General features: G+C 65.1%; 19 protein-coding genes and 2 pseudogenes. 4 read left to right on the top strand and 17 right to left on the bottom strand.

Annotation, left to right across the window (positions count from 1 at the left end; genetic code table 11):
- Positions 1–84 precede the first annotated feature (84 nt).
- The 4 genes from H1D44_RS00365 (at position 85) to H1D44_RS00350 (ending at position 3,555) form a co-directional block, all read left to right on the top strand.
- The gene (locus H1D44_RS00365; protein WP_181512863.1) at positions 85–984 is read left to right on the top strand and encodes a LysR family transcriptional regulator; all 900 of its coding nucleotides are present in this window, start codon (positions 85–87) and stop codon (positions 982–984) included.
- A gap of 178 nt (positions 985–1,162) precedes the next feature.
- Positions 1,163–2,032 carry an acyltransferase gene (locus tag H1D44_RS00360; RefSeq protein ID WP_181512862.1) on the top strand — a complete coding sequence of 290 codons (870 nt, stop codon included), beginning with the start codon at positions 1,163–1,165 and terminating at the stop codon, positions 2,030–2,032.
- The gene (locus H1D44_RS00355; protein ID WP_181512861.1) at positions 2,032–2,943 is read left to right on the top strand and encodes a LysM peptidoglycan-binding domain-containing protein; all 912 of its coding nucleotides are present in this window, start codon (positions 2,032–2,034) and stop codon (positions 2,941–2,943) included. The genes H1D44_RS00360 and H1D44_RS00355 overlap by 1 nt, the downstream gene beginning before the upstream one ends.
- A gap of 3 nt (positions 2,944–2,946) precedes the next feature.
- A complete protein-coding gene (locus H1D44_RS00350; protein WP_181512860.1) occupies positions 2,947–3,555 on the top strand; it encodes an alpha-ketoglutarate-dependent dioxygenase AlkB family protein in 609 nt (202 codons plus the stop codon).
- Positions 3,556–3,564: 9 nt separating this feature from the next.
- Here the strand turns inward: H1D44_RS00350 and H1D44_RS00345 are convergent, their stop codons facing one another.
- From H1D44_RS00345 to H1D44_RS00270, 17 genes and pseudogenes are all read right to left on the bottom strand, one after another.
- Complete coding sequence (locus tag H1D44_RS00345; RefSeq protein ID WP_181512859.1) at positions 3,565–4,830, bottom strand: O-antigen ligase family protein; 1,266 nt, start codon at positions 4,828–4,830, stop codon at positions 3,565–3,567.
- 114 nt (positions 4,831–4,944) lie between these two features.
- Positions 4,945–6,795, bottom strand: coding sequence for a glutamine--fructose-6-phosphate transaminase (isomerizing) (glmS, locus tag H1D44_RS00340; protein ID WP_181512858.1), 1,851 nt, complete (start codon positions 6,793–6,795; stop codon positions 4,945–4,947).
- 137 nt (positions 6,796–6,932) lie between these two features.
- The gene (locus H1D44_RS00335; protein WP_181512857.1) at positions 6,933–8,900 is read right to left on the bottom strand and encodes a polysaccharide biosynthesis protein; all 1,968 of its coding nucleotides are present in this window, start codon (positions 8,898–8,900) and stop codon (positions 6,933–6,935) included.
- A 50-nt stretch (positions 8,901–8,950) separates the two neighbouring features.
- On the bottom strand, positions 8,951–10,132 hold the full coding sequence (locus H1D44_RS20780) for a DegT/DnrJ/EryC1/StrS family aminotransferase (protein ID WP_220127922.1): 1,182 nt from the start codon (positions 10,130–10,132) through the stop codon (positions 8,951–8,953).
- A 114-nt stretch (positions 10,133–10,246) separates the two neighbouring features.
- Positions 10,247–10,852 (bottom strand): annotated as a pseudogene (locus H1D44_RS20775) (acetyltransferase); the annotation flags it as partial.
- Positions 10,845–11,441 carry a sugar transferase gene (locus tag H1D44_RS00325; RefSeq protein WP_181512855.1) on the bottom strand — a complete coding sequence of 199 codons (597 nt, stop codon included), beginning with the start codon at positions 11,439–11,441 and terminating at the stop codon, positions 10,845–10,847. The gene H1D44_RS00325 and the pseudogene H1D44_RS20775, both read right to left, overlap by 8 nt.
- Positions 11,438–12,688, bottom strand: a complete 1,251-nt coding sequence (locus tag H1D44_RS00320) for a glycosyltransferase family 4 protein (RefSeq protein ID WP_181512854.1) — start codon at positions 12,686–12,688, stop codon at positions 11,438–11,440. The genes H1D44_RS00325 and H1D44_RS00320 overlap by 4 nt, the downstream gene beginning before the upstream one ends.
- An 11-nt stretch (positions 12,689–12,699) precedes the next feature.
- Positions 12,700–13,818, bottom strand: coding sequence for a glycosyltransferase family 4 protein (locus H1D44_RS00315; RefSeq protein ID WP_181512853.1), 1,119 nt, complete (start codon positions 13,816–13,818; stop codon positions 12,700–12,702).
- Entirely contained in the window at positions 13,778–15,118 is a 1,341-nt protein-coding gene (locus tag H1D44_RS00310; protein WP_181512852.1) for a hypothetical protein, read from the bottom strand. Before H1D44_RS00310 ends, H1D44_RS00315 begins: the two co-directional genes overlap by 41 nt.
- Positions 15,119–15,138: 20 nt before the next feature.
- Positions 15,139–16,596 (bottom strand): polysaccharide deacetylase family protein, encoded by a 1,458-nt coding sequence (locus tag H1D44_RS00305; protein WP_181512851.1) that lies wholly within the window; start codon positions 16,594–16,596, stop codon positions 15,139–15,141.
- A complete protein-coding gene (locus H1D44_RS00300; RefSeq protein WP_181512850.1) occupies positions 16,593–17,519 on the bottom strand; it encodes a GNAT family N-acetyltransferase in 927 nt (308 codons plus the stop codon). Before H1D44_RS00300 ends, H1D44_RS00305 begins: the two co-directional genes overlap by 4 nt.
- A complete protein-coding gene (locus H1D44_RS00295; RefSeq protein WP_181512849.1) occupies positions 17,516–18,073 on the bottom strand; it encodes a GNAT family N-acetyltransferase in 558 nt (185 codons plus the stop codon). The genes H1D44_RS00300 and H1D44_RS00295 overlap by 4 nt, the downstream gene beginning before the upstream one ends.
- A gap of 131 nt (positions 18,074–18,204) precedes the next feature.
- The gene (locus H1D44_RS00290) at positions 18,205–19,836 is read right to left on the bottom strand and encodes an asparagine synthase-related protein (protein WP_181512848.1); all 1,632 of its coding nucleotides are present in this window, start codon (positions 19,834–19,836) and stop codon (positions 18,205–18,207) included.
- The gene (locus tag H1D44_RS00285) at positions 19,833–21,278 is read right to left on the bottom strand and encodes an oligosaccharide flippase family protein (RefSeq protein ID WP_181512847.1); all 1,446 of its coding nucleotides are present in this window, start codon (positions 21,276–21,278) and stop codon (positions 19,833–19,835) included. The genes H1D44_RS00290 and H1D44_RS00285 overlap by 4 nt, the downstream gene beginning before the upstream one ends.
- Positions 21,279–21,304: 26 nt before the next feature.
- Complete coding sequence (locus H1D44_RS00280; protein ID WP_338073454.1) at positions 21,305–22,438, bottom strand: DegT/DnrJ/EryC1/StrS family aminotransferase; 1,134 nt, start codon at positions 22,436–22,438, stop codon at positions 21,305–21,307.
- 6 nt (positions 22,439–22,444) lie between these two features.
- Positions 22,445–23,038, bottom strand: a pseudogene (locus H1D44_RS00275) (acyltransferase); the annotation flags it as partial.
- Positions 23,039–23,046: 8 nt separating this feature from the next.
- Positions 23,047–23,997, bottom strand: coding sequence for a Gfo/Idh/MocA family oxidoreductase (locus H1D44_RS00270; protein ID WP_181512846.1), 951 nt, complete (start codon positions 23,995–23,997; stop codon positions 23,047–23,049).
- Positions 23,998–24,003 lie beyond the last annotated feature (6 nt).

Below are 24,003 nucleotides of genomic sequence, written 5' to 3'. Positions count from 1 at the left end.
CAGTGTTGACCCAGCCAATATATTTGTTAAGTTTGTTTTTTTTATCAATTAATTTGCTTGGCTTATTAAAAAGAGCGACATGCCATGACCGTAAAGCAGCTGCGCGCCTTTCTGGCCGTGGCACAGACACTCAGCTTCACACAAGCCTGTGAGCGGCTGCACCTGTCCCAACCGGCACTTAGCCTGGCCATCAAGGGCCTGGAGGAAGCCTTGGGCGGCCCGCTGCTCATTCGCAGCACGCGTAGCGTGCGGCTGACTCCCGAGGGGGAGACACTGCTGCCGTTGGCCAAGCGACTGTTGGCCGAGTGGGACAATACCGAAGAGCTACTGCGCCAGCGCTTCACCCTCCAGCTCGGCCGGGTGGCCCTGGCGGCCATGCCCTCCATCGCCTGCAACCGCCTGCCTCGCGCCCTGCGCCGCTTTCGAGTCAGCTTCCCGCGCGTCAACGTGACGGTCCATGACGTGATCAACGAGCAGGTAATCGACATGGTGCGACAGCAACAGGTCGAGCTGGGCATCGCCTTCGAACCGGAAACCCGAGAAGGCATCGACTTCCAACCCCTTTTCGACGACACCTTCGTCGCCGTCCTCCCCGCCGACTCAGCGTTGGCCGATGCCGACTCGATAGACTGGAAAGCCCTGCTATCTCATGACTTCATCACCCTCCAGCGCCCCTCCATGGTGCGCATCCTGCTGGAGCAGGCCCTGGCGCGACAGCACAGCGAGCTGCCTGTTGCTTTCGAGAGCCACCAGCTTGCGACGGTAGGCCGCATGGTGGCGAGCGGCCTGGGGGTGAGTGCCGTCCCCTCGCTGTGTCGTGAGCAGATGCATGAGCTCGGTGCGCGCTGCATACCACTCGTCGACCCCCGGATACGCCGTACGGTAGGCGTAGTGCGTAGAGCCGGGCAGGAACTGTCGTCGGCGGCTCGGGCACTGCATGATGTTCTGCACACCACGCTTTGCGACCCGGGGGAGTCACGCTGATCCACACCGGGTCTCGCGCAGGGAAATGACATCACCCTGCACCGGCGAGCGGCAGCAATAGCGCATGCCAGAGCCAAGGCGGCACAGTTCTTGGACACCTGGCGCTGGGCAGCCCGAGCATGTTCCATTAGCATGTGCGGCTAACGTCACGAACTATCGCAACGTCAAGGAGTCGGGAATGTCGACCCTGAAAGGGCTCGTCAGCGTACTGCTAATGGTGGTCATCACCCTGTTCTGGTCGGTCCCACTGATATTTCTCACCCTGCTCAAAGTGATCACGCCGACTCGCGCCCTTCGCCTGGTGGTGCTGCGCGGACTCAACGCTGTCGCCCTGAACTGGATCGGCTGCAACCTGTGGTGGATGCGCCACTGGCTCAAGCCACGTCTTCGCGTCACCCTGCCTGAAGGACTCGCGCCCGAACAGCGTTGGCTGGTGATCTCCAACCACCGCAGCTGGACCGATATCTTCATGCTGCTTATGGCCTTGCACCGGAAGATTCCGATGCCCCGCTTCTTTCTGAAGCACCAGCTCATCTGGATACCGATCGTGGGCCTTGCCTGGTGGGCACTCGAGTATCCTTTCATGCGCCGCTTCAGTCGCGAGCAGATCGATCGTGACCCCCGCCTCGCCCAGATAGATCGCCAGGCAACCGAGCGCATGTGCGAGCGAGCACGGGAAATGCCGCTGGCCATCTTCAACTTCGTTGAAGGCACTCGATTTACGCCGGCCAAGCGAGATGCACAGAATAGTCCCTACCAACACTTGCTGAGGCCAAAGGCGGGGGGTATCGCCCAGGTTCTGAGCCAGCTAGGCGACCAGCTCGACGGAATTCTCGACGTTACGTTACGCTACGACAACCCTCGCCCCACCTTCTGGGGCTTCCTGTGCGGCAGAGAGGGAGCGATCAGCCTCGAGGCCCGAAAACTGGAAGTGCCGGCCTGGATGTGTACCAGCAATTACCACGACGACCCGCTCTACAAGGAACGCTTCCATTCATGGCTCAATGCCCTGTGGCAGGAAAAAGACCAGGCGCTCGAATCGCGCTGATGTTGCTCTGTGCCTTGTCATTGCTCTTGGCTGGCTGCGCCTCGCCCAGCGGCGGTGTCCAGAGAAGCGCTGAGTCGCGCAGCAGCGATTCGGACATATCAGGCGGTTGGGTCGTGATTCAGCGCGGCGATACCATGGGCGGCATTGCCGCGCGTGCCGATGTCCCGCTTGCACGCCTGCAGCGCTTCAATCCCGATGCCAACCCCAACCGCCTGGCGGTCGGCCAGCGCCTGCTGATTCCCACCCAGCAGGAGCGTGCCCCTTCCGGCGGCCCCTACCGCTACCAGATCCGGCCCGGCGACACCTATTCCGGAATCGCCAGACGCTTTGGCACTACGGCGAGCCGCATCCAGTCGGCCAACCCCGGCACCCAACCGACACAGCTGCGAGTCGGGCAGATCATTCAGGTCCCGCTGCGTGGTGGCGCTGCAGCGGCAACGGCGAGTTCGTCGAGTCCGGCGGCCAGCCGTCCGAGCAGTGCCAGCACACCGGCACGCACTTCCACCCCAACGCCCGCTACCGGCAACATTCCCTCTTCGGCACGCAACTGGCCCTGGCCGCTGGACGACTACCGCATCGTTCGCGCCTACGGCACCGACAGCAATGGCACCCTGCAGCCCATGCTGTTGGCGACCAATCGCGGCGCCCAGGCCAAGGCGGTCGCGGACGGCGACGTGCGCTTCGCCGGCAGCATGCGCCAGCTCGGCCGAGTAGCCATCGTGCATCATGCCGACAACCTGCAGAGCGTCTACGCACTGTGCGATAACCTGCTGGTCAGCGAGGGTGACCGAATCAGTCGCGGTACGCCGGTTTGCGATGTCGGCTTCAGTAACGCCACGGAGCGCTACGACCTGCTGTTCGACATGCGGCTAGGCGGCAAGCCGATCGACCCCCGCCGGGTGTTGAGGTAGGCAATGCAAGGCTGGCACACCCTGCAGACGGATCCGCCCCTGCACCTCTACCGCGGGGTGCTGGGCGAACCTGCCGCAGACATGTTGCTCGCCCAGCTCGACCGGGAGCTGGAGTGGCAGCGCCCCCGCCTGAAGCTCTATGGTCGCGAGCATCCGATTCCTCGTCGGCAGGTCTGGATGGGGGATGGCGATGCGCACTACCGCTATTCGGGGCGTGACTTTCCACCTGAACCCTGGCATCCGGCGGTCGTCGCCCTGCGCGATGGAATCATCCGCCTGCTGAGCGAACGCAGCGTTAGCGCTCGGTTCAATAGCGTGCTGCTGAATCGCTATGCCGACGGCGGAGAGCGCATGGGCTGGCACAGCGACGACGAGCCCGAACTCGGTCCAGAGCCCATCATCGCCGCGGTCTCGCTGGGTGCCGAGAGGCCGTTACGCTTTCGCTGGAAGCAGGCTGGACATGAGCCATTCAACGTCTGGCTGCCCCATGACAGCCTGCTGCTGATGGGGCCTGGCTGTCAGCGTGAGCTTCAGCACGCCCTTCTGCCGAGAAAGACTCCCGGGCTGCGCATCAGCCTGACCTTCCGTCATGTGCAGGCCAGCGGCCATTGAGAACCGGGCTCATCGCGCCTGGCGGTAGAGCCCCCAGAGCAGGGTTATCAGGAGCACGTAGATCAGGCTCCCGGCGGGATAGGCAAGAAAGCTGTAGGTCAGGCCGAAGTCGATGAAGGCCACCGGCACCAGCGTGCCCGCCACGGCCAGGGCACGCTGTTCACCGGAACCGGAGTTCACCCCTCGGGCGAACAGCCACAGGGGGACGAGGTAGAGGGCCAGCAAGGCCAACAGCCCAGGCAAGCCTCGCTTGACCCAGGCGTCGAGAAAATCGTTATGCGCATGCCAGAAGCGACCCAGGTCAGGATGCTGCACGCCCGCGGCGCCACGCTCCTGCATGGCGGCCTGGTAGCCGCTGCTGCCCCAGCCTGACAACGGTCGCTCGAGAATCAGCTGCGAAGCCCCCCGCCACATCTCGAACCTGGCACTGACCGACGTCATCTCGTCGCTCCCCGCGGCATACTGCTGCAGGCTGCTGAGGGCATTGTCGACCCGACTGGCCACGCCGGTCTGGGGCAATACGTAAAGGCTGCCCAACAAGGCCACCAACGCCGCCAGCAGGCTGATGCGCCAGCGCCAGGGTAATAACCGCCCATGTCCCCGATACAAGACCCAGATGGCGAGCGGCAAGCCGATCCAGCCTCCACGCGAACCGGAGAAGGCCGAGGCAACCAGCCCCGAAAGACCGCCGGCAATCAGCAACAGCGTCCAGGGCCAACGCTCACGCCGAGCGCATGACCAGCTCAAGGCCGCCAGGCACAGCAGCCCGGACATCAGGCCGAGATTGCCGTACAGAATGGCGTGCATCGGCTCGTGACCGCTGGCACGTGACGCGCGCTCGATCGCTCGCTGCCACAGGGCCCAGCCGCCCGCTGACAGACTGCCCAGCGCCAGCCCGGCCCATAGCCAGGTTGCGGAGATCCGCACTCGGGACAAGGCGAACAGCGTGATCAGGCCCAGCGCAAAGGGCCAGGCGTCCGCCAGGCCAGCGCGTCCCTCGCCCTTGATCACCAGCATGCCGACCCAGACGCTCCCTTGCAGCACCAGCGCAGTGCCGAGCAGCAGGTCGTCGCGCCGGGGGAAGGCGGCACTCTCTGCCTCGTTGCCCAGCAGCGCCGCCAGCAGCAGCAACAGCGGCACGACAGTCAGAGTGGCCCAGGGCAGGACCAGCATCGCCGCCCCCGGCAGCAGTAACGCCATGGCTGCCAGCCGCACCTGCAGCGGCTGACGATCCAGGGCTGCAGGTATCCCGCGGCAGGAGTTGTCCTCGATCATGGCGTTGGCTAATCCTCTGATATTCAGCACAGGCGGCGCCGGAACTCTGGGCCTGCCCTACCGGCGCCGCCTCGGTGCCTACCCACCATGATAGTGGATACGCCGCCCTTGCCGTCACTCCACGGTGACGGACTTGGCCAGGTTACGTGGCTGGTCGACATCCGTCTCGCGCGCTACCGCCACGTGATAGGCCAGCAGCTGCAGGGGAACGGTATAGACGATCGGCGCCAGGAAGCGGCAGCAACCCGGGACTTTTACCACCGTCAGCCCCTCTTCCGCTTCCAGGCCGCTTTCGGGATCGGCAAAGGCCAGCAACCGTCCCCCACGCGCACGAACCTCCTGCAGGTTGGACTTGAGCTTTTCGAGCACTCCATCCATGGGCGCCAGCGCCACTACCGGCATGTTGCCGTCGATCAGCGCCAGCGGACCATGCTTCAACTCGCCGGCGGCATAGGCTTCGGCATGAATGTAGGAGATCTCCTTGAGCTTCAAGGCTCCCTCGAGGGCGATCGGCATCTGCGCACCACGGCCCAGGAACAGAGTGTGGCGATAGTTGACGAACCCCTTGGCCAAGGCAGCGACATCCGGCTCGAGTTGCAGGGTATCGCCCAGCAAGGTCGGCAGGTATCGCAGCCGGTGAACCAGCTTTGCCGTCAGCTCCTCTTCGCCGCCGTGCAGCTGGCGCAGCGCCAGGGTGACCAGCATCAGCGCCGTGAGCTGAGTGGTGAAGGCCTTGGTTGAAGCCACGCCGATCTCGGGGCCGGCGTGGGTCATCAGGCTGAGGTCCGACTCGCGCACCAGCGAGCTGCCCGGAACGTTGCAGATCGACAACACCCCGACGTAGCGATCTCCTCCCCGTTTGCGCGCATGGCGCAGGGCGGCCAGGGTGTCGGCGGTTTCGCCGGACTGCGAGAGGGTAAGGAGTAGCGTGCCAGGCGGAGTGGCGACCTCCCGATAGCGATATTCCGAGGCGATCTCCACCTGACAGGCAATGCCAGCCAGTTCCTCGATCCAGTAGCGCGCCACCAGCGCGGCATGATAGCTGGTACCGCAGGCAACGAGGTGGATCTGGCGAGTAGCGCCGAGCAGCTGGCGGGCCTGAGGGCCAAATGCTTCCACCAGCACCCGGTCGCTGCCGAGTCGCCCCTCCAGGGCGTTGGCCACGGCCACCGGCTGCTCTTGTATCTCCTTGAGCATGTAGTGCTCGAACTCGCCCTTGCCCACGGCCTGGTCGTCATGCTCGTAGCGGAACACTTCACGCACCACCGTGATCCGCTGGCCTGAGGCATCCAGGCCGTGCACGACGCACCCTTCGCGGGTAGCCTCCACCAGGTCGCCATCCTCGAGATAGACGAAGCGATCCGTGACCGGCAGCAAGGCCAGCGGGTCGGAGCCAAGGTAGGAACCCTGCTCGCCGATGCCCACGACCAGCGGGCTGCCATGGCGTGCGCCGATGACCCGGTCGGGCCGGTCGGCATCGATCACGCCCAAGGCATAGGCCCCATCGAGACGGGCCACAGTAGCTTCGACCGCCGCCAGAAGATCGCCGCACCGGCGCAGCTCCCGTTCCACCAGGTGAGCGACCACTTCGGTATCGGTCTGCGAAGTGAAACCGTAACCATCGGCGATCAGCTCGGCCCTCAAGGCCTGGTGGTTCTCGATGATGCCATTGTGGACCACGGCGATACGCCCCGACACGTGGGGATGAGCGTTGTCCTGACTGGGCTCGCCATGGGTGGCCCAGCGCGTATGGGCCACACCGGCCATGCCCGACAGCGCTGCGCCGGAGAGCTGGCGTTCCAATGCGGCTACCTTGCCAACCTCCCTGGCACGGCCCAGCCTGCCGGGGGCCTGGACCAGGGCAACGCCGGCCGAATCGTAGCCTCGATACTCGAGGCGCTTGAGACCTTCCATCAGGATGGGCAGGACATTGGCCGTACTCACGGCAGCTACGATGCCACACATGTTCTTATCTCCATGAACGGCGCCACGGTCCGGCCGTGGTGCTTTGACGAATGCAAGGTGGGAACCCGCGATGCCCCGGGTAGCAATGAGGTACCCGCCGGACGTCCCGGTCCGACTGGGCGATAACGAAGCGCCGCCTACTTGTGACGCTCCAGCACCGGACGCAGCGGGGTCACTGCCGCTGGTGCCTGAGGAATCGATGCTTTTCCACGACGCTTCTGCAGCCACACCAGGTCGACGATATCGTCCTGCGGCCGGTACGCCGTGGGTGCCTCCTGCAACAGGCGCCGAATGCCGTCGTGATGGAAGTTACGGCATGCATCGAACAGCTGATCGAGGAAACCCTCCAGTCGTGACCATTCCCAGAACACCTCCTGGGCGGTCATGATGCGAGGGTGCGACGTCGGCGCGACGTCCTCGCCCACCAGCAGCTCTTCGAAGAGCTTTTCCCCTGGGCGAAGTCCGCTGTAGGCGATGGCGATATCGCCGTCGGGGTTTCTCTCGTCGCGCACCTTGAGCCCCGAGAGACGCACCATCTGGCGCGCCAGTTCGGCGATGCGCACCGGCTCGCCCATGTCGAGCACGAACACATCACCGCCCCTGGCCATGGCACCGGCCTGGATCACCAGCTGAGCGGCCTCAGGAATGGTCATGAAGAAACGGGTGATGTCCGGATGGGTCACGGTGATCGGCCCGCCTGCCTGGATCTGCCCGCGAAACAGCGGTACCACCGAGCCACTGGAGCCCAGCACATTGCCGAAGCGCACCATGCAGAAGCGAGTCGCGCTCTGGTGCCTGGCGAATGCCTGGCAGATGAGCTCGGCCAGCCGCTTGGTCGTACCCATCACGTTGGTCGGCCGAACCGCCTTGTCGGTGGAAACGAGCACGAACGTCTCGACTCCCGCCTCCATCGCGGCATGTGCCGTGGAAAGCGTGCCGAAGACATTGTTCTGCACGCCCTCGACAACGTTGTGCTCTACCATCGGTACATGCTTGTAGGCGGCAGCATGGTAGACGGTCTGCACCTCATAGGAGGTCAACACCGTGGTCAAACGCTCGCGATGCTGAACCGAGCCCAGCAGCGCCTCGACCCGCACCGTCAGCCCCTCTTCGGCGGCGATACGCTTCAGGTCCTGTTCGATGCGATAGAGCGCAAACTCGGAAATATCCAGCAACAGCAGCAGGCTGGGGCAATGGCGCATGATCTGGCGACACAGCTCGGACCCGATGGAGCCACCCGCACCGCTCACCAGAACCACCTTGCCGCGGATGTTGGCCTCCATCAGGGTCGGGTTGGGAGGAACCGGATCGCGTCCCAGCAGATCCTCCACCGCCACGTCGCGAACCTCGCTGATCCGGGCACGGCCAGTCACCATGTCGGCAACGCCGGGAATGGTCTGCACCGGGAACCCCTGGGGCTCCAGCTCGGCAAGGATCTCGCGGCGACGCGAGCGCGCAACGCTGGGCATGGCCAGCAGGACCCGCTCGGCGCCGTAGGTATCGGCCAGATAGCCGAGCTGGCGCGGTGGATAGACCTTCAGCCCCTCGATGAAGGTATTCTGCAGGCCAAGCGCATCGTCGACGAAGGCGATCGGCAGATACTCCTGCCCATGGCTCAGCGATACGGCAAGCTGGCGACCGGCGGAACCGGCGCCATAAATCACCACACGCGGCTTATGGCGAATCTGGCTGCGCAGGTAGATGGCACGCAGGCCGAAGCGCACCCCACCGATGGTCAGCAGCGCCAGCATGGCGTAGATGAAGGGCACGCTGCGGGGTATTCCCAGCGCAAAGAGATAGCTTGCCAGCGCCAGGGAGAGTGCCGAGATCACCACCCCGATAATTACGGCACGGATCGCCTTGGGTCCGAGGTAGCGAATCACGGCCCGATAGAAACCGAGCCTAACGTAGATCGCCAGGCTCAGCGGAATCAGCAGCAGCAGCGCCAGCCAGGTCCGCGCCTCGGCAAGCGGTGTCCAGCTTTCCAGACGTAGGAGCATGGCCAGCAGGAAGCTCGAGGCGATCAAGACGGCATCCACCACCAGCTGGATCGTGCGCTTCTGCTTCCTAGGCAGGCGAAACAGGGGATGCAGGGAATATCTCATGGCGTCTCTCCTTGACGGCGGACGCAGCGCGTCCGTCTGGCTGCGGTGCCTCAGTTGCTGGCACGCGCCATGACCGCTTCGATCACGGTGCAGGTTCGTGCGATCTCTTGCTCGGTCAGGGTGGGATGACAGAGGAACATCAGGCTGGTCTCGCCCAGCTCGCGGGCCACCGGGAGCGGCTTCTCGGGGCGCAGGCCGGTACCCTCGAAGGCCCGCTCGCGATAGACCTCCGAGCAGGAGCCCGAGAAACACGGCACCTCGGCAGCGTTGATCTCCGCCATGATGCGGTCACGGCTCCATCCCGCCGCCAACTGCGCGGGCTCGACGAACACGTAGCACTTGTAGGCCGCGTGGTCGCAGTACGAGGGAGGCTTGGGCACACGCAAGGCCCTGCAGCCTGCCGCGGCCTGCCAGATTCGCTGCGCGTTGGCCAGTCGCGCGGCCTTCCACTGGGACATACGACCAAGCTGGAGGCGGCCGATCGCCGCCTGCATCTCGGTGATGCGCCAGTTGGTGCCGAAGCTCTCGTGCAGCCAGCGAAAGCCGGGCGGGTGTTCGCGCTGGTAGACCCCCTCCCAGCTCTTGCCGTGATCCTTGAACGCCCACATGCGGCGCCACAGCTCGGGATCGCAGGTCGTGACCATGCCGCCCTCGCCGCCCGTGCTCATGATCTTGTCCTGACAGAACGACCAGCAGCCCACGTGCCCGATGCTGCCAACGCTGCGTCCGCGGTACCGCGCACCATGGGCCTGTGCACAATCCTCGATGACATACAGCCCATGCTGCTCGGCCAGTGCCATCAACTCGTCCATCTCGCACGGCCAGCCCGCCAGGTGAACGGCGATGATCGCCCGGGTCTTCGGCGTGATCTTTTCGGCTACCGTGGCAGCGCTGATGTTCTGAGAGTCGCGCTCGACATCGGCGAATACCGGCCTTGCACCCGCCATGACGATACTCGAGGCCGATGCCAGGAAGGTGCGCGAGGTGACGATGACTTCATCGGCGGGATCCTGGCCGATACCGAGCCCGCGCAAGGCGAGGTCGAGGGCGACAGTCCCGTTGGCAACCGCCACGGCGTACTCGCTATCGCTGAAACGGGCAAACTCACGTTCGAATTGGCGACTCTCCTCACCGGTCCAGTAGTTGACCCGGTTGGACAGAAGCACGCGACGCACCGCATCGGCCTCCTCAGGGGTATAGGCCGGCCAGGGGGAAAAGGGTCCATTGAGCATTACTTTCTTCCTTGGGGGGGTAACCAGTTCGAGTGGGGTGACGCTGGCGCCATCGCGCGCCGCCATGACTGAGCCATCCCGGTGCGGCCTGGAATCCAGCTGGCGGGCCGGGACTCCGCCTACCTGCAGATGGCTGGCGACGTCGGCCACCACGGCGGCCCCGGCGCCAACCATCACGCCCTCACCGATGGCCACGCCCTGGCGCACTGCAGCCCCGGCACCGATCCAACTGGTGCGTCCTATCTCGACGTCGCCTGCCACGTTGGCACCGGGAGCGACATGCACACAGCTGCCTAGGCGGCAGTCGTGACCCACGGTGGCAGCGGTATTGACGATGCAACCCGTGTCGAGCTCGGCGAAGGCGTTGATCACGGCGCCAGCCACGACCACGCAGCCCAGGCCGAGGTTGGCCATCGGGCTGACCGTGGCGCGCGGATGAACCAGGGTGACGACCCGAGCGCCGTGCGCCAGCAGCGCATCGAGCTTGGCCTCGCGAATGCCGTTGTTGCCGATCGCCACCACCACCCCGTCGAAGCCCGGCAGGTCGTGGAGCAACATGGGCATGCCGCCGTGAACCTCCCAGTACGCGTGGCGTGTCATCCGCGGCCAGGCATCGTCGTAGAAGACCAGGTTCTGCCAGCCAGCTTGCAAGGCAATATCCGCCACCACCTTGCCGTGGCCGCTGGCGCCGAAGATGGCAAGACGTCGACGGTTACTCATGGCGGCCTCCGCGGAATCGCGGCATGGCGACATCCCCGTCGTGGGCGATACCCTCGCGCACCGCGACCTTCTTCACGGTCAGGAATAGAATGCCCAGGTCGAGCCACACGGAACGGTTATCGACGTACCACACGTCGAGTTCGAATTTCTCCTCCCAGGTCAGGGTGTTGCGCCCATTGACCTGGGCCCAGCCGGTCACCCCGGGGCGCACTTCGTGACGCCGGGCCTGATACGGGGAATAGAGTGGCAGGTACTCCATCAGCAGCGGGCGCGGCCCGACCAGGCTCATGTCGCCCTTGAGCACATTCCACAGCTCCGGCAGCTCATCGAGGCTGGTGGCACGCAGCACGCGCCCGAATCGAGTCATGCGCTCGGCATTCGGCAGCGGCTTGCCATCGGCATCGTAGGCGTCACGCATGGTGCGGAACTTGATCATCTCGAACGGGCGCCCACCCAGCCCAGGCCGGGTCTGTCGAAACAGGATGGGCGACCCGAGCTTGAGCCGCACCAGCACAGCCACCCCCAGCATCAGCGGAGACAGCAGTACCAGGATCACCAGAGAGATCAGAAAGTCGAGCAGTCGTTTCATCGTTTCTCATCCATGACGTCGTTCATGATGCCGGCCAGGCGCTTGGCCAGGATCCGGTAGTCGTAGACGGCTTCCATATGGGCTCGGCCCGCCGCTCCCATGCGGGCGCGTTTCTCAGCCGGGAAATCGGCCAGGCGCCTGATCGCCTCGGCCAGGGCCTGAGGGTCTTCCGGGGGTACCGTGATGCCGGCGCCGGCCTCGGCCACGGGGTCGTTGATCGCCGCCGAAGCGATGATCACCGGCCTCGCCGCAGCCATGTAGTCGAACAGCTTGTTCATGCTGATGCCGAAGCGGTACAGCCGGGGCAGATCGCGCACCGTGATGACGAAGGCGTCCGCCTCCCGCGCCAGCGCCGGGATATCCCGCTTGGGTACCGGTGGCTCGAAACGTACCCAGCGCCCGTCGAGGCCGTGCCGGCTGGCCTGCTGGATCAGGTCTCGCTTGGCGGGCCCATCCCCGATCAGGCGCAGCTGGACTGGACTCCCCTCACCGCGCCGCTGCTGCTTGACGATCGCCATGGCCTCGATCAGGTCGGCCAGACCATTGGCTTCGCCGTGACTGCCGAAGTACATCAGCGTCAGGGGCATTTCCGGCGGACGTGGAGCCGGCGGCCGTGGGTCCGGAAACTCGGCCAGGTCGACCCCGTTGGAAAGCCACTCGATTCGCTCATGCGGCACCCCCAGCGGGGCGATATAGTCCACCGCCCGGGGCAGCAGGGTCAGCACACGGCTGGCGCGCCGATACAAGAAGGTCTCCAGTGCCCGCATCGCCCGAGCCATCGGCGAGCCTTGCTTGAGCCGCCCCATGTCGATGAGGGTCTGCGGCCACAGATCGCGCACCTCGAACACGAACGGCACGCGATATCGCCGCGCCAGCCGCCAACCGGCCAGGGCCGCCAGGGGATGCACGCTCGAGCCGATGATCAGGTCGGGAGGCGCCACCCTGGAAAGTCGCGACGGCTGAGTCGCCTGCCAGGCATACTCGAGCATGCTTTTGATCCGCCCCCCGCCGTTGCCGCGGTAGCTGGAGGTACGCAGCCACAGGAAATCCACTTCGCCACAGGTCTCGAGCCGGGCCTTCTCGCCCTCTCCCAAGCGCTGCTCACCGCTCGGATGATCGACGCTGGAGGCGATCAGGGTGGCCTGCCAGCCACAGGCAGGCAGATGCCGTGCAAGCTGGTAGTGACGAGCCCCGCCGGCCTTGTCGGGATGCTTGGCGTAGTGATTCAGGATCCATACGTGTTTCATCAAGTCCTCGGTCAGCGGGCAAGGGTACGGTAGGTGTCCAGCAGCTTGCGTTCCTCCTGCTGCCAGTTGTAGCGCTCGGCAACGGCCCGTTGACCGTTCTCGCCCATCTCACGGGCACGCTCGGGATGGGTCACGATGAAGTCGATGGCGGCGGCGATCGCGCCGGGATCGAGGGGGTCGACGCAGATCCCGCAGTCGCTGCCCTCGACGATCTCTCGCCACAGGGGAAAGTCCGAGGCAATCACCGGCAGGCCGGCGCTCATGTACTCGAACATCTTGACCGGCAGGGCATCGAGGTAATTGATGATGGGATGGAGCGTCACCAGGCCGGCAATCGAGCTGCCCAGGACCCGTCGCACGCCGTCACGATCGAGGTAGCCATGCGCCTCGACCCGCGACCACCCGGCATAGGTCATCACCTCCTGCTCCAGGGTGAGCAGGTTGAAATCTCCGGCGAGCTGCAGACGGCAGTCATGCTCGACACGCTCCATGGCGCGCACGATCTCGCGGATACCACGCACCTCGGCAATGCCGCCGACGTAGCAGATGGCAGGCAACTCGTCGACGCCGGCAGTCAGGCGCGCGTCGGGCGCGCCGTCGAGCTCACCCAGCATGGGGAAGTTGTTGACATCGATGACCCGGGAATGGAACGTGCTGAAGCCATCACGTATGTAGGGGGTCGCCGCCACGATGGCATCGAAGTGACGGCACACCCGGCGCTGATAAGCCTCCACGCCGAACGACAGCAGCCTGCGAGTGGCCTTGCCCAGATAGTGCTTGGCCAGCATCTGCCGCGGCAGATCCTCATGAGCATCGTACACCACCGTCTTGCCCAGCCGCTTGAGGCGGCGCCCCACCGGCATCAGCTCGGGGTCGTGCAGATGGTAGAGATCGGCATCCAGCCGTCTGGCCTGATCATGGACACGTCGAGTGGTCTTCAACACCCGGTTCAGGCGTCCTGTAAGCCGGCCGACATCGTGGATGACCACGCCGTCACGCTCCTCGTCTCCGTTGCCGTCGGCCACCACCAGGGTCACGGCATGGCCATCGGCGACCAGCGACCGGCACTGCTTGTGGAAGATACGGGTGTCATAGCGCGGATGAGCGGAAGTCAGGTGTACCACTTTCATTGTCGATTCGTCCTTGTAGATCCCTCGCAGCATGGGGCTGCACCGATTCGTCGCGGCCAGCCCCTAACGGACCGGCCTGTTGCGTGGTGTCGCTGCCACACTCCTGTCTCGTGCGCAGCATGGCATTGGCAAAGGCGCCCCAGCCCAGGGCGGGCAACGGCCAGAACACCGGCTTGGCCAGCACGATCAGCAGCAGACAGACGAAGTTGATGGAGAAGGCGAAGACCCACCAGGCAGAGCGATCGCCGGCGACGAGCATGCGAAGCGCCGCGCCCAGGAAGGCAGTGGCAGTCAGGCCCACATAGAGCAGGAATCCCAGCGCCCCGTAGTTGACCCAGGCCGAAAGCATGCTGTGGGCGTAGCCCCCGGTCAGTTCGGCGGTGCTGATATGCCCGCCGAAACGCCCCAGCAGCGGATTCGCCAGGATCTGCTCCACGGCGCGCTGGCCGAGGTTCTGGCGAGCCAGCCAGGAGCTGGTTCCCGACATGTCGAGGATCTGCAGCTGGCGACTGCCGGCCAGGCCCTCGAACTGGCTCATCACCAGCCCGATCAGGACCGCCACCACCGCCAGCAGCGTGAACAGGTACTTGACGCTCATGCCTGCCCACAGCGTCATCAGCAGTGCCACGAGCGCGAGGAACGCATACAGCTCGGAGCGCGCCCCCAGCACGAACATGACGAAAGCGCCCAGCACGATGAGCGTGGCCCGCACTGCGGCCCGCTCACTGACGGCGATCAGGAACACCAGCAGCACCAGAGCGCTGCGCGCATAGCCCTGGTAGGTCGAGACGCTGGCATCCTCCGTCTCGACCATGCGGCTGGCGAAGAACATCCACTGGCCGGTGGTAGCCACGTGGAACAGCAGGTACCCCGCAATCAGGGCAAAGGCGAGCCAGAAGGCCCTCGCCAGCCGCGGCGAATCCAGCGGCAGGCGATAGCCCATGACGAACAGCACCAGCCACAGCACCAGGGTCTCGACACTCTGGACCAGCGCCGCTCGCATGATGCCGCCCCCGGTCAGGCCAAAGTTCGCCACGGACCACAGCAGCACGTAGGCGAAGAAGGCGAAAGTGACCAGCGCATAGCCCCGGGTCGAGCCCAGCAGCACCAGCAGTTGGGAGGGCAGCAGCGCGCAGTAGAGCAGGAACAGCATCACCGACACCACGCCGAACAGGCCGCCGAGAAAGGCCGGGATCAGGCCCATTGCCACCAGGGTGTGGTAGAGAATGAACCCCGGGAAGAGCACGAAGAAGCCTATCGCGGAAGCACGAGCGGTCAACGCATCACCGGACAGCACCATGGCGATACCCCTGCTGCCGCTCAGTCGGCCAACACGCGCTCATAGAGCTCGCGTTGGGCCGAGGTGGTGAGTTCTGAGTTGTGCCACAGCAGGGTGAAGGTACCGTCCACGGCACGGCAGCGCGCCTTGAGCAAGCTGAAGCGCTCGAATGCCGACTCGCCGGTACCTAGCCCCAGATAGAGCGGCGAAATCACCGAGGCCTCCATGACGATCAGCGGGCGGATACGCAGCGCCAGCGCCTCCCCCTTGACGGGATCGAAGGCCGGATACTCGTGACAGGTTCCACAGCGGAAGCCCGGCGCTTCTGCATAGGAGAGCGTGGTGTCGTAGTCGATGCCCGCCTGCTCGTAGCCCTGCAGGGTCAGCGGCATCTGCCAGCGCAGATAATGCATGCGTCCCCCCCACAGGCGCTGCTCGATCCCCTCCTCGGCGCACACCCGCCGCAGGCGACGGGCCTCGTTGGCCAGCTCCTTCGGGTTGCGGAAGGTGTGGTAGCTGGGATGCAGGCCCACCTCGTGACCCCGCTCATGGATCCGCCGCATGAGGTGTCGCATCGCCGGATGCTCCGGCTCGTAGTCGGCGTCCTTGCGCGGGTCGGTACGGCCACAGATGAAGTAGAATGCGCTCGTCAGGCCATGCTTGTCGGAGACGTCCATCAGCCAGTCGAAGGTGTTGAGCGGATCCAGCGGGTGTAGCCGGCGGCGTGTGCGCAGACGGATCCATGGCCCCACCAGCAAGGCCTGGGGACGCCGGTGGCGGACGGCATCCCCCAGCATGACCCGCGCCAGCTTGACGTCGCGGGCAAAGCCATAGCGGCTGGGGCGATCGACATCATGGGTCGGCCGAATCGCGAAGCGATGCTGGCGCAGCTCGACCTGCGGCCACTGGCGAAGAATGACCTGGCCGAGCACCGCCAGCCACTCGTCGACCACGGGGCGCTCGAGGTAGCCGTGGCGTCCGCCATGCGAAGCACTGGCGGGGAAGCGACAGTGACGATCGAGGTGTTGGGCCTCGACCTCCTCCTGGCGCGACAGCATCCAGTAGGTCAGGCCAAGGATGTCATAATGGACCGCAACCCCTTCCCGGGTCGGCTCGATAAGCGGCCGGGGCAGGCTGGCGGCGCCCGGCGCCGGCAAGGGCAGGCCCAGCGGAGCGCTGAAGCACTCCTCCGCGGCATCCCACTGGGTGTGAGGCAGATCCACCCCGGCCAAGTAGAAGCCCGGCTGCAGGCGATCGAACAGGATAACGCCCGGGGCTTGGGCATGGCGCAGGTAGAGCCTCTCAGGGCCATCGCGCTCCAGGCGCAGCGGCAGTCCGAAGCGTTCCAGCAGAATCTGCTCCAGCCAGGCCAGCACCGGCTCAGCCGTGGTGGCCGTCGTGGTCAAGGCGGGCTGGGTTTCCGAGCGGCCGCCCCTGGTTGGCAAGGCGCCGGTCTGCTGCCGGGCGAAGCGATCATGCGGTACGGTCATGTCGTTCATTTCGATTCCCTCCTCATGATTGTGCGGGCCGTGACGTAGGCCTCCCGCGCCAGCTGGCGGATACCGCGTTGGCTTATCGCGTAGTGACATACCAGCCGCCCGCCCCATGCCTCCTTCATCTCCGCCACCGGCGCGATGTTGGCGCCGATGAAATCGAAGACGCTGCACCCTTGGCGGTCGAAGAAGTTCAGCGCCTCCTCGGCCACCAGGTTGTTGACGCCATCTTTCATCGCCTCGGTCTTCATGCCCGCCGACCAGGCCAGTGCATGCCCGCCTGGCGCGTAAAGACAGACGCGAGTGCCCATGGCTTCACCCTGTGCGTTGCGTGCCAGGAAGCAGGCGAAGTGATCGGCGCCCATCAGCTCGGCGAGACGCGCCAGCTCGGTCGCATCGAGGCGATAATCGAAGCCCTTGCGCACCTCGGGACCCGCCAGGCACTCCGCCACCGCGTCGTAGTCCTCGGTCACCTCGCAGCGGTATCCCAGGCGCTGGCACTTGCGAGCCTTCTTGCGAGCACTGGGGTCGATGGCCTGCTCACGCGTGGCAATGTCGAGGTGGTAGGTGAAGCGAGGTCGAGCCGCCATGTTGGCCCATTCGAACGGCCGCACATCGTCGACGATCGAGGAGAGGCTCAGGCTGCCGCCGAACTCGCACTGCTGCAGGTAGTCGGCCAGCCGGGTCAGCGCCAGACGCTTGCGGCGGTTGCGCGATGCAGGTCGCTCGCTGGCGCAGTGGAACGCGACGGGCAGATGAGGATTTCTCGGTGGCGTCACCAGGCGGCCGTGGCTATTGCGATACAGCACGGTCTCCAGCTTCCAGGCGTCGCCCTTGTCCGGTGCCAGCGTGAGGGGCTCGGCGGAGAGTCCCCAGCGCTGCTCGTTGAAGCGAATCCATCCGGGGTGGAACAAGGGGTCATTCATCATGATGCGGCGTTCCTCTGCCTGTCCGTTGTCAGCGCCTGCGCTTGGGCTTCCACCTCGGGGGCTTGTGCCGCCCTGCCGAGTTTGTCCTTGGCCAACTGGCCCTCGGTGAAGTAATCCGTTGCGAAATCGCAGACCAGGTAACAGCGCTGCTCACCGCTGCTCGGGTCGCGATAACGCTCGATGATGCGAAAGCCGAGCCGCAGGCTGGGCTTGAGCGAGGCGGCATTGTCGACCGAGATACGCGCGGAGTAACCGCGCACCCCATTGGCGTGGAAATGCAGGATCGCGCTGCGCCGAAGCTCGGTGGCGAGGCCGCGGCCACGGTGTGACGGATGGACACCGCTGAAGCTGGAATGCACCCGGCCTTCGCGCAGGTCACGCCGGCTGAAGCCATAGAAGGCGGCCCCTACCACACGGCCCGAAATGTCCAGAACGACCACCCCCAAACGCTCGCCCGCAAGGCGATAGAGCCAGCGTCGGGGGAGGTCCAGCGGCCTGCCATCGTGCAATTCGGAATACAGCGCCAAGGCGCCGGCCAGGTGGGAGCGTGACATGGCACAAATGCGGTAGCCGTCGTGGCAACGCAGCGGTACGGGAGCGAACCTCCATGACCGATGGAGATTTCGCACCACCAACGCGCCAGCTTCATAGGCAAGGCGAAGCAATCGACTCGGTACCTTGACGCTCATGGGCGGCTGAACCTCTTGAGAAAGACCTGAGCCGCCACGCCGTTGTGGGAGTAGCCCTGGGAGCGCAGACGTTCGAGGGTATCGGGAGGGAAGCGCCCGGTTGATGCCAGGGTGTTGCCCTGGGCCAGGCCTGGCATCCACTGCTTCGCCAGGCGCTTGATGCTGGCCCCCGGGCCGCGGCGGAAGGCCGCCAGGCGAGTCAGGCGGGCGCGCAGGCTTCGGCGCGACCGGTGCGAGGCATTGCCCAGCGGCGCCTTGTGGCCGCTGACTTCGGTAAAGAGGTTCTCGACGAAGGTGACGTAGCCGGAGCGCTCCTCCAGCCAGTGACGTGGAACGGACTGCCAGAAGGCCATGAAGTCTCGGTCGTAGAGGGGCATCCACCAGTCGTGACCGAAGAATTCGAAGCAGCGCACGGAATTGATGATGAACTTGGCCTGGCGCTCCTGCCAGCCGAACAGCACGAACTGGCGGATGAACTCATCCGGATCCAGCGCCTCGTCGAGGGGGTAATCCTGGGCCAGCCGAGGCTGTACACGCTCGTGGAAGAGCGCCTGACCGTCCTGGCTCGCATTCAAGCTGAAGTGACGCTGGCGAAGCGCTTCGGTCAGTTCGCCCGCCTCCATCAACCGGCCCGCGCGCTTGGCCTCGAAGACGCTCGCCAGCAGAAAGCCGGTCACACAGCAGTGGCCGGGGACGAACAGCGAGCCCGGCTCGACCTTGCCCTGCTCCGTCAACAGCTTGACTGCCAGCCAGTCCTGCATGTTGGCGATACTGTTCCAGCCCGAGGCCCAGCGCTGGAAAAGCCAGTACTCATCGCTCTCGGCCACCTGGCTCCAGGCTTCCTGGCTGTACTCCACGAAGGTCCACGGCAGCCCCAGGCTGCGAGCCACCTCGCGGCTCATCCGGGCCTCTTGATTGTCGCGATGGCCGTAGGCGTAGGTCAGCACATGCGGGTAGTCCCGGCGCGCCAGCAGGGTGGCGATCAGGCGCGAGTCGTAGCCCCCGCTCAGCGGTACGACGATCTGACGCCCATTGGCCATTTTGACCAGCTGCTCACAGGCCTCCTCCACCACTTCCTCGAGCCGGATCAGGCGACGGCTGTCGTCACGATCCGACATGCCGTAGTACTGGAAGGAGAAGTAGCGTTCTACCGTGAGCGACAGGCCCAGGTCGGAGTCGCTGACAATCAGGGCCTCGCCGGCCCGCAACTGCTTGACGCGACGAAACAGGGTGTCCTGGCCGGTGACGAACCCGGCCAGCTCGAACTCGGCCCGGCTCTCCGGGTCGATGTGCTCTTCGCAGACCCGCTGGCGCACCCAGTCGGCATCATCGCTGAGGTAGACGTCGCCGGCATGCACGCCATAGAACAGCGGTATCGAACGCACGCGATCCACGGCGGCGATCATGTGATTGCCGGCGCGCCGCACCAGGGCATAGAAGCCATTCAGCTCCCCCATGCGATGGCGCCATGCATCGATACCTTGCGTCATTTCGAGTTGCTTGAGGGCGCCTTTCGCCGAGAGGGGGTGTCCGTGCAGCCAGGCAGCGCCACTCACGAAGCCATGGCAACCCGAGCTTTCACACTCCTGCCAGCGCGGGGAGGAGAAGTGACAGTGAATCGAACTCATGTATAGGCCTTTCGAAACAGAAGGAAGTAACGCCACGCCACCAGTACGCCACTGAGCACCAGGGCCATGCCCCAAGGCAGCCAGGAGGGTGCCGGCCAGGCGGCGATCACCAGCGGCATCAGCAGCGCCAGGCTCCAGCCCAGGGCCACCAGAGTGGAGCTGGCCATCCCCACCGGGCGGTTGGCGGTCAGGTATGCGATCCAGCCAAGAAAGCCGATCCAGCACACCGCACTACCCAGGGAGAACAGCGCAACCGTCAGCAGCAGGTCGTCGGCCGCGGCCCCGATGGCGATCGCGGCCAGGCGTACGCCCAGCATGACGCTCTGGAACAGCAGGCCCTGACCCTGCCGCTCGAGGATCGAGAACAGGTGAGTCAGCGGCGAGGTGATGAATACCAGGTAGAGCCACGGCGCCATCCAGCGGGCAAACTCACCCGCCTCTCGCCAGCGCTCGCCGAACACCAGCGCGAACAGCTCCGGGCCAATGAGTACCAGTACGATCGCCGGCGGCATGGCGATCTGCGCCAGCGTGGCGTGCACCTTGGCCACCAGCGGGCCCAGCTCACCGCGACGATGCGCCTGAGCCGCACTGGACAGGAACACCTTGCCCACGGCCTCGCCGATGAGCGACATGGGCATGGCCAGCACACGGTGTGCCAGTGCGTAGAGCCCCGCTGCCACCGGGCTGAACAAGGCCGCGAAGAGCAGTGCTGGAAGCTGCTTGCCCAGGGTGTTGAACAGGCCTGACCAGGTGGAAAACAGCGGGAACTTGCAGTAGCGCAGCGCCGCCGCCCAGACCTCGGCCAGGGTAATACGCAGCTCGCGGGCGGTGCGCAGGGCCGGGCGCACCAGGGTCAAGGTGCCGGCCCCCTGCCCGGCAGCCTGGCCGAGCAGCAGGCCACCGCCCCCCAGAGGGCTGGCGGCAAGCTGGATCGTCAGCAGCACCAGCGACTGCTTGATGCGCGTGGCGGCGATCGCCGGAAAGGCCTTCACACGCACTGCCCAGTGACTGACCGCCTGATAGCCACCGGCTAGGGCCACCCCCAGCGGCAGCAGCCATAGCCAGGGAGCCAGTGACGGCACTCCGAGGAGCTCGGCCAGCGCCCCCCCCCCCAGCACCACCATCAGAAGTGCAACCAGCGAGGTCAACCCGACCACCAGCAGACTGAGCATCAGCACCGCCGCTGCTTCACGCTCGGTCTCAGGCAGCGGTATCGCCAGCTGATAGCGACCGCTGGCCACCACGGTGAACAGCGCCAGCAAGCCGCCATACACTGCCAGCAGGCCGAAGTCCTCCGGCGCGTAGAGCCGGGTCAACAGCGGTGCCGCCAGTAGCGTGAGCAACTGAGCCCCTGCCGTCCCCCCCACCAGGACGCTCACACCCCGGGCGAAGGCCCGGGTAGGCAGCAGGCGACGCGCCGGCATGACGATCCGATTGAGCACTGCATGTCTCTCCCTGACAGGGTGGCTCAGGCCACCGCTTCCACGAGTGCCGCCACGATTCGCTGCTGATCTTCGGCCGCGAGGTAGGGGTGCATCGGCAAGCTGACCACGCGCCGCGAAGCCGCATTGCCGATGGGCAGATCGACGCCCGGATCGGCCACCGCGGGCTGCTTGTTGAGCGGGATGGGATAATGCACCGCCGTGGGAATGCCCGCTTCCGCCAGGCGCGCAACCACCACCTCGCGGTCATCGACTTCCACCGTGTACTGGGCATAGGCACTGGTGTTGTGCGGCTCTACTTGGGGCACATCGAAGCCATGTCGGCGTAACAGGCGCCCATAGCGCTCGGCCACCTCCTCGCGCAGCCGCAGCTCTTCGTCGAGAATGTCGAGCTTGGGCAGGAGAATCGCGGCCTGCAGCGTGTCCAGTCGGCTGTTTATCCCGAGCCTGATGTGGTAATAACGCCGCCCCTGGCCGTGCCGTGCGATCTGGCGCAGCACTCTGGCCAGCTCGTCGTCGTCGGTGAACAGCGCACCGCCATCGCCATAGCAGCCCAGCGGCTTGCTGGGGAAGAACGAGGTCGTGGCGATGCTCGACAGGCTGCAAGAACGACGCCCGCGATAGGTGGCACCGAAGCTCTGGGCCGCATCCTCGATCACCGGAATGCCGTGGCGCGCCGCAATCGCATTGATGGCGTCCATATCGGCGCACTGTCCGTAGAGCGATACCGGTATGATGGCGCGAGTCCGAGGCGTGATGGCGGCTTCCAGTTTTTCCGGGTCGAGCAGGTAGGTGCCCGGGTCGATATCGACATAGACCGGGCGCGCGCCCAGCAAGGCCACGGTCTCGGCGGTAGCGATATAGGTGAAGCCGGGAGTGATCACCTCGTCGCCGGGCGCGATACCCAGCGCCATCTGGGCGATCTGCAGCGCATCGGTGCCGTTGGCACAGGTGATGCAATGGCGCACGCCGGCATAGTCGGCCAGGCGCGCCTCGAGCTCGTCCACTTCGGGTCCGAGAATATACTTGCCATGCTCGAGCACGTTGCGGATTCCCGCATTGATGCGTTCGCGGATTCGCACCTGCTGTGCCTTGAGATCGATGAATTGCATACGAGGCTTGTCCTTGTCCCTGGAATCGACGGCTTTTTCAGCGGGAATACAGCGCAGGGCACGCCCCTCGAGCCGATAGCGATCCCCCGTGTGCGGGCACATCACTTCACCCACCCCCTCCAGTGGCAGCTCCAAGCGCTCGCCGTGGCGGCTCATCCAGCCCTGCTGGCTGGCCGGCACGCCCAGCATCAGGGCGTAGTCGGGTACGTCGCGATTGACGACCGCGCCTGCGCCGACGAAGGCGTAACGGCCTACAGTGATGCCACAGACGATGGTGCAGTTGGCACCCAGGGTGGCCCCCTCCTTCACCAGGGTGTCGAGATACTCGTCCTTGCGCTCGACCAGGGAGCGCGGGTTGTAGACGTTGGTGAAGACCATGCTAGGGCCGCAGAACACCCCGGCTTCGAGGGTCACGTTGTCGTAGACCGAGACGTTGTTCTGCACCTTGCAGCGATCACCGATCACCACCCGGTTGCCGACGAAGACGTTCTGCCCCAGCGAGACACCGCGGCCGATTCGGGCGCCGCTGCAAACGTGCACGAAGTGCCAGACGCGACTTGACTCGCCGATCTCGGCACCAGGATCGACAATGGCGCTGGAATGAACCTGCACGCCCTGATAGCGCTCATCGAGCACATGACTGTCCATGGCTCACCTCACATCAAGTGCCGCTTGAGGCACGGATGAGCCTCGTTACGGCTGGGGAATTCCAGAGAGGCGTTGCGAATGACATCGACGGTCTCGATGCAGTGACGTGCACTGTCGATGCCGAAGCCTCGTCCCGCCAGGATCTCCTGGAAAGAAACGGTATGCAGGTCGGTGAAGCCGCCCGAGAACTCGATCTCACGACCCTCACAAATGATCGAACGGTAGGTGGGCTGCTTGCCCTGAACGCCGGTCGGCAGGTCGTTGCTGTCGATGGACAGGAACCAGCGCACCCTGGCCTTGCGATATTCGAGGTATCCTGCGGCTCGCCGTTCATCCAGGTAATGCACGGCGATGCGCTCGAGGTCGCCAAATACGTAGTGCAGCATGTCGAAGAAATGAACGCCGATATTGGTCGCAACCCCGAACGACTTGCGCGGATCCCCTTTCCAGCTTTCGTGATACCACTTGCCACGCGACGTGATGTAGGTGAGCTCGACATCGTACTTGTTGTCGCTGGGTGCGCCGGCAACCCGCTCCTTGAGCTCCCGGATGGCCGGGTGATGGCGCAGCTGCAGGATGTTGAAGACGTGCCGTCCGGTCTCCTGCTCCACTTTCTGGAGCTCGTCCAGCAACGCCGTGGTGGGTACCAGGGGTTTCTCGCAGATGACGTTGCAGCCCAGGCGAAGGCCGGCAGCGATGTGGGCGTGATGCAGATGATTGGGCGAGCAGACCGAGACGTAGTCGAGTGCGGTATAGGGATCACGCTTGCGCTGCCAGGCGCTTTCGAGGAAACGCTCGAACTCGGTGTAGAACTCGCTCTCCGGCGAGATCGAGTCGATGATGCCCACCGAGTCATTGATGTCGTAGGCCATGGCCAGATGGTTGCCGGTTTCCTTGATGGCCTTCATGTGGCGCGGCGCGATATAGCCGGCGGCACCGATCAGTGCAAAGTATTTCATGGTGGT

This window comes from Billgrantia kenyensis, assembly GCF_013697085.1.
Lineage (GTDB): Bacteria > Pseudomonadota > Gammaproteobacteria > Pseudomonadales > Halomonadaceae > Halomonas > Halomonas kenyensis.
Note: the sequence above shows the minus strand (reverse complement) of the source record. Positions and strands in the feature narration are given on the sequence as shown.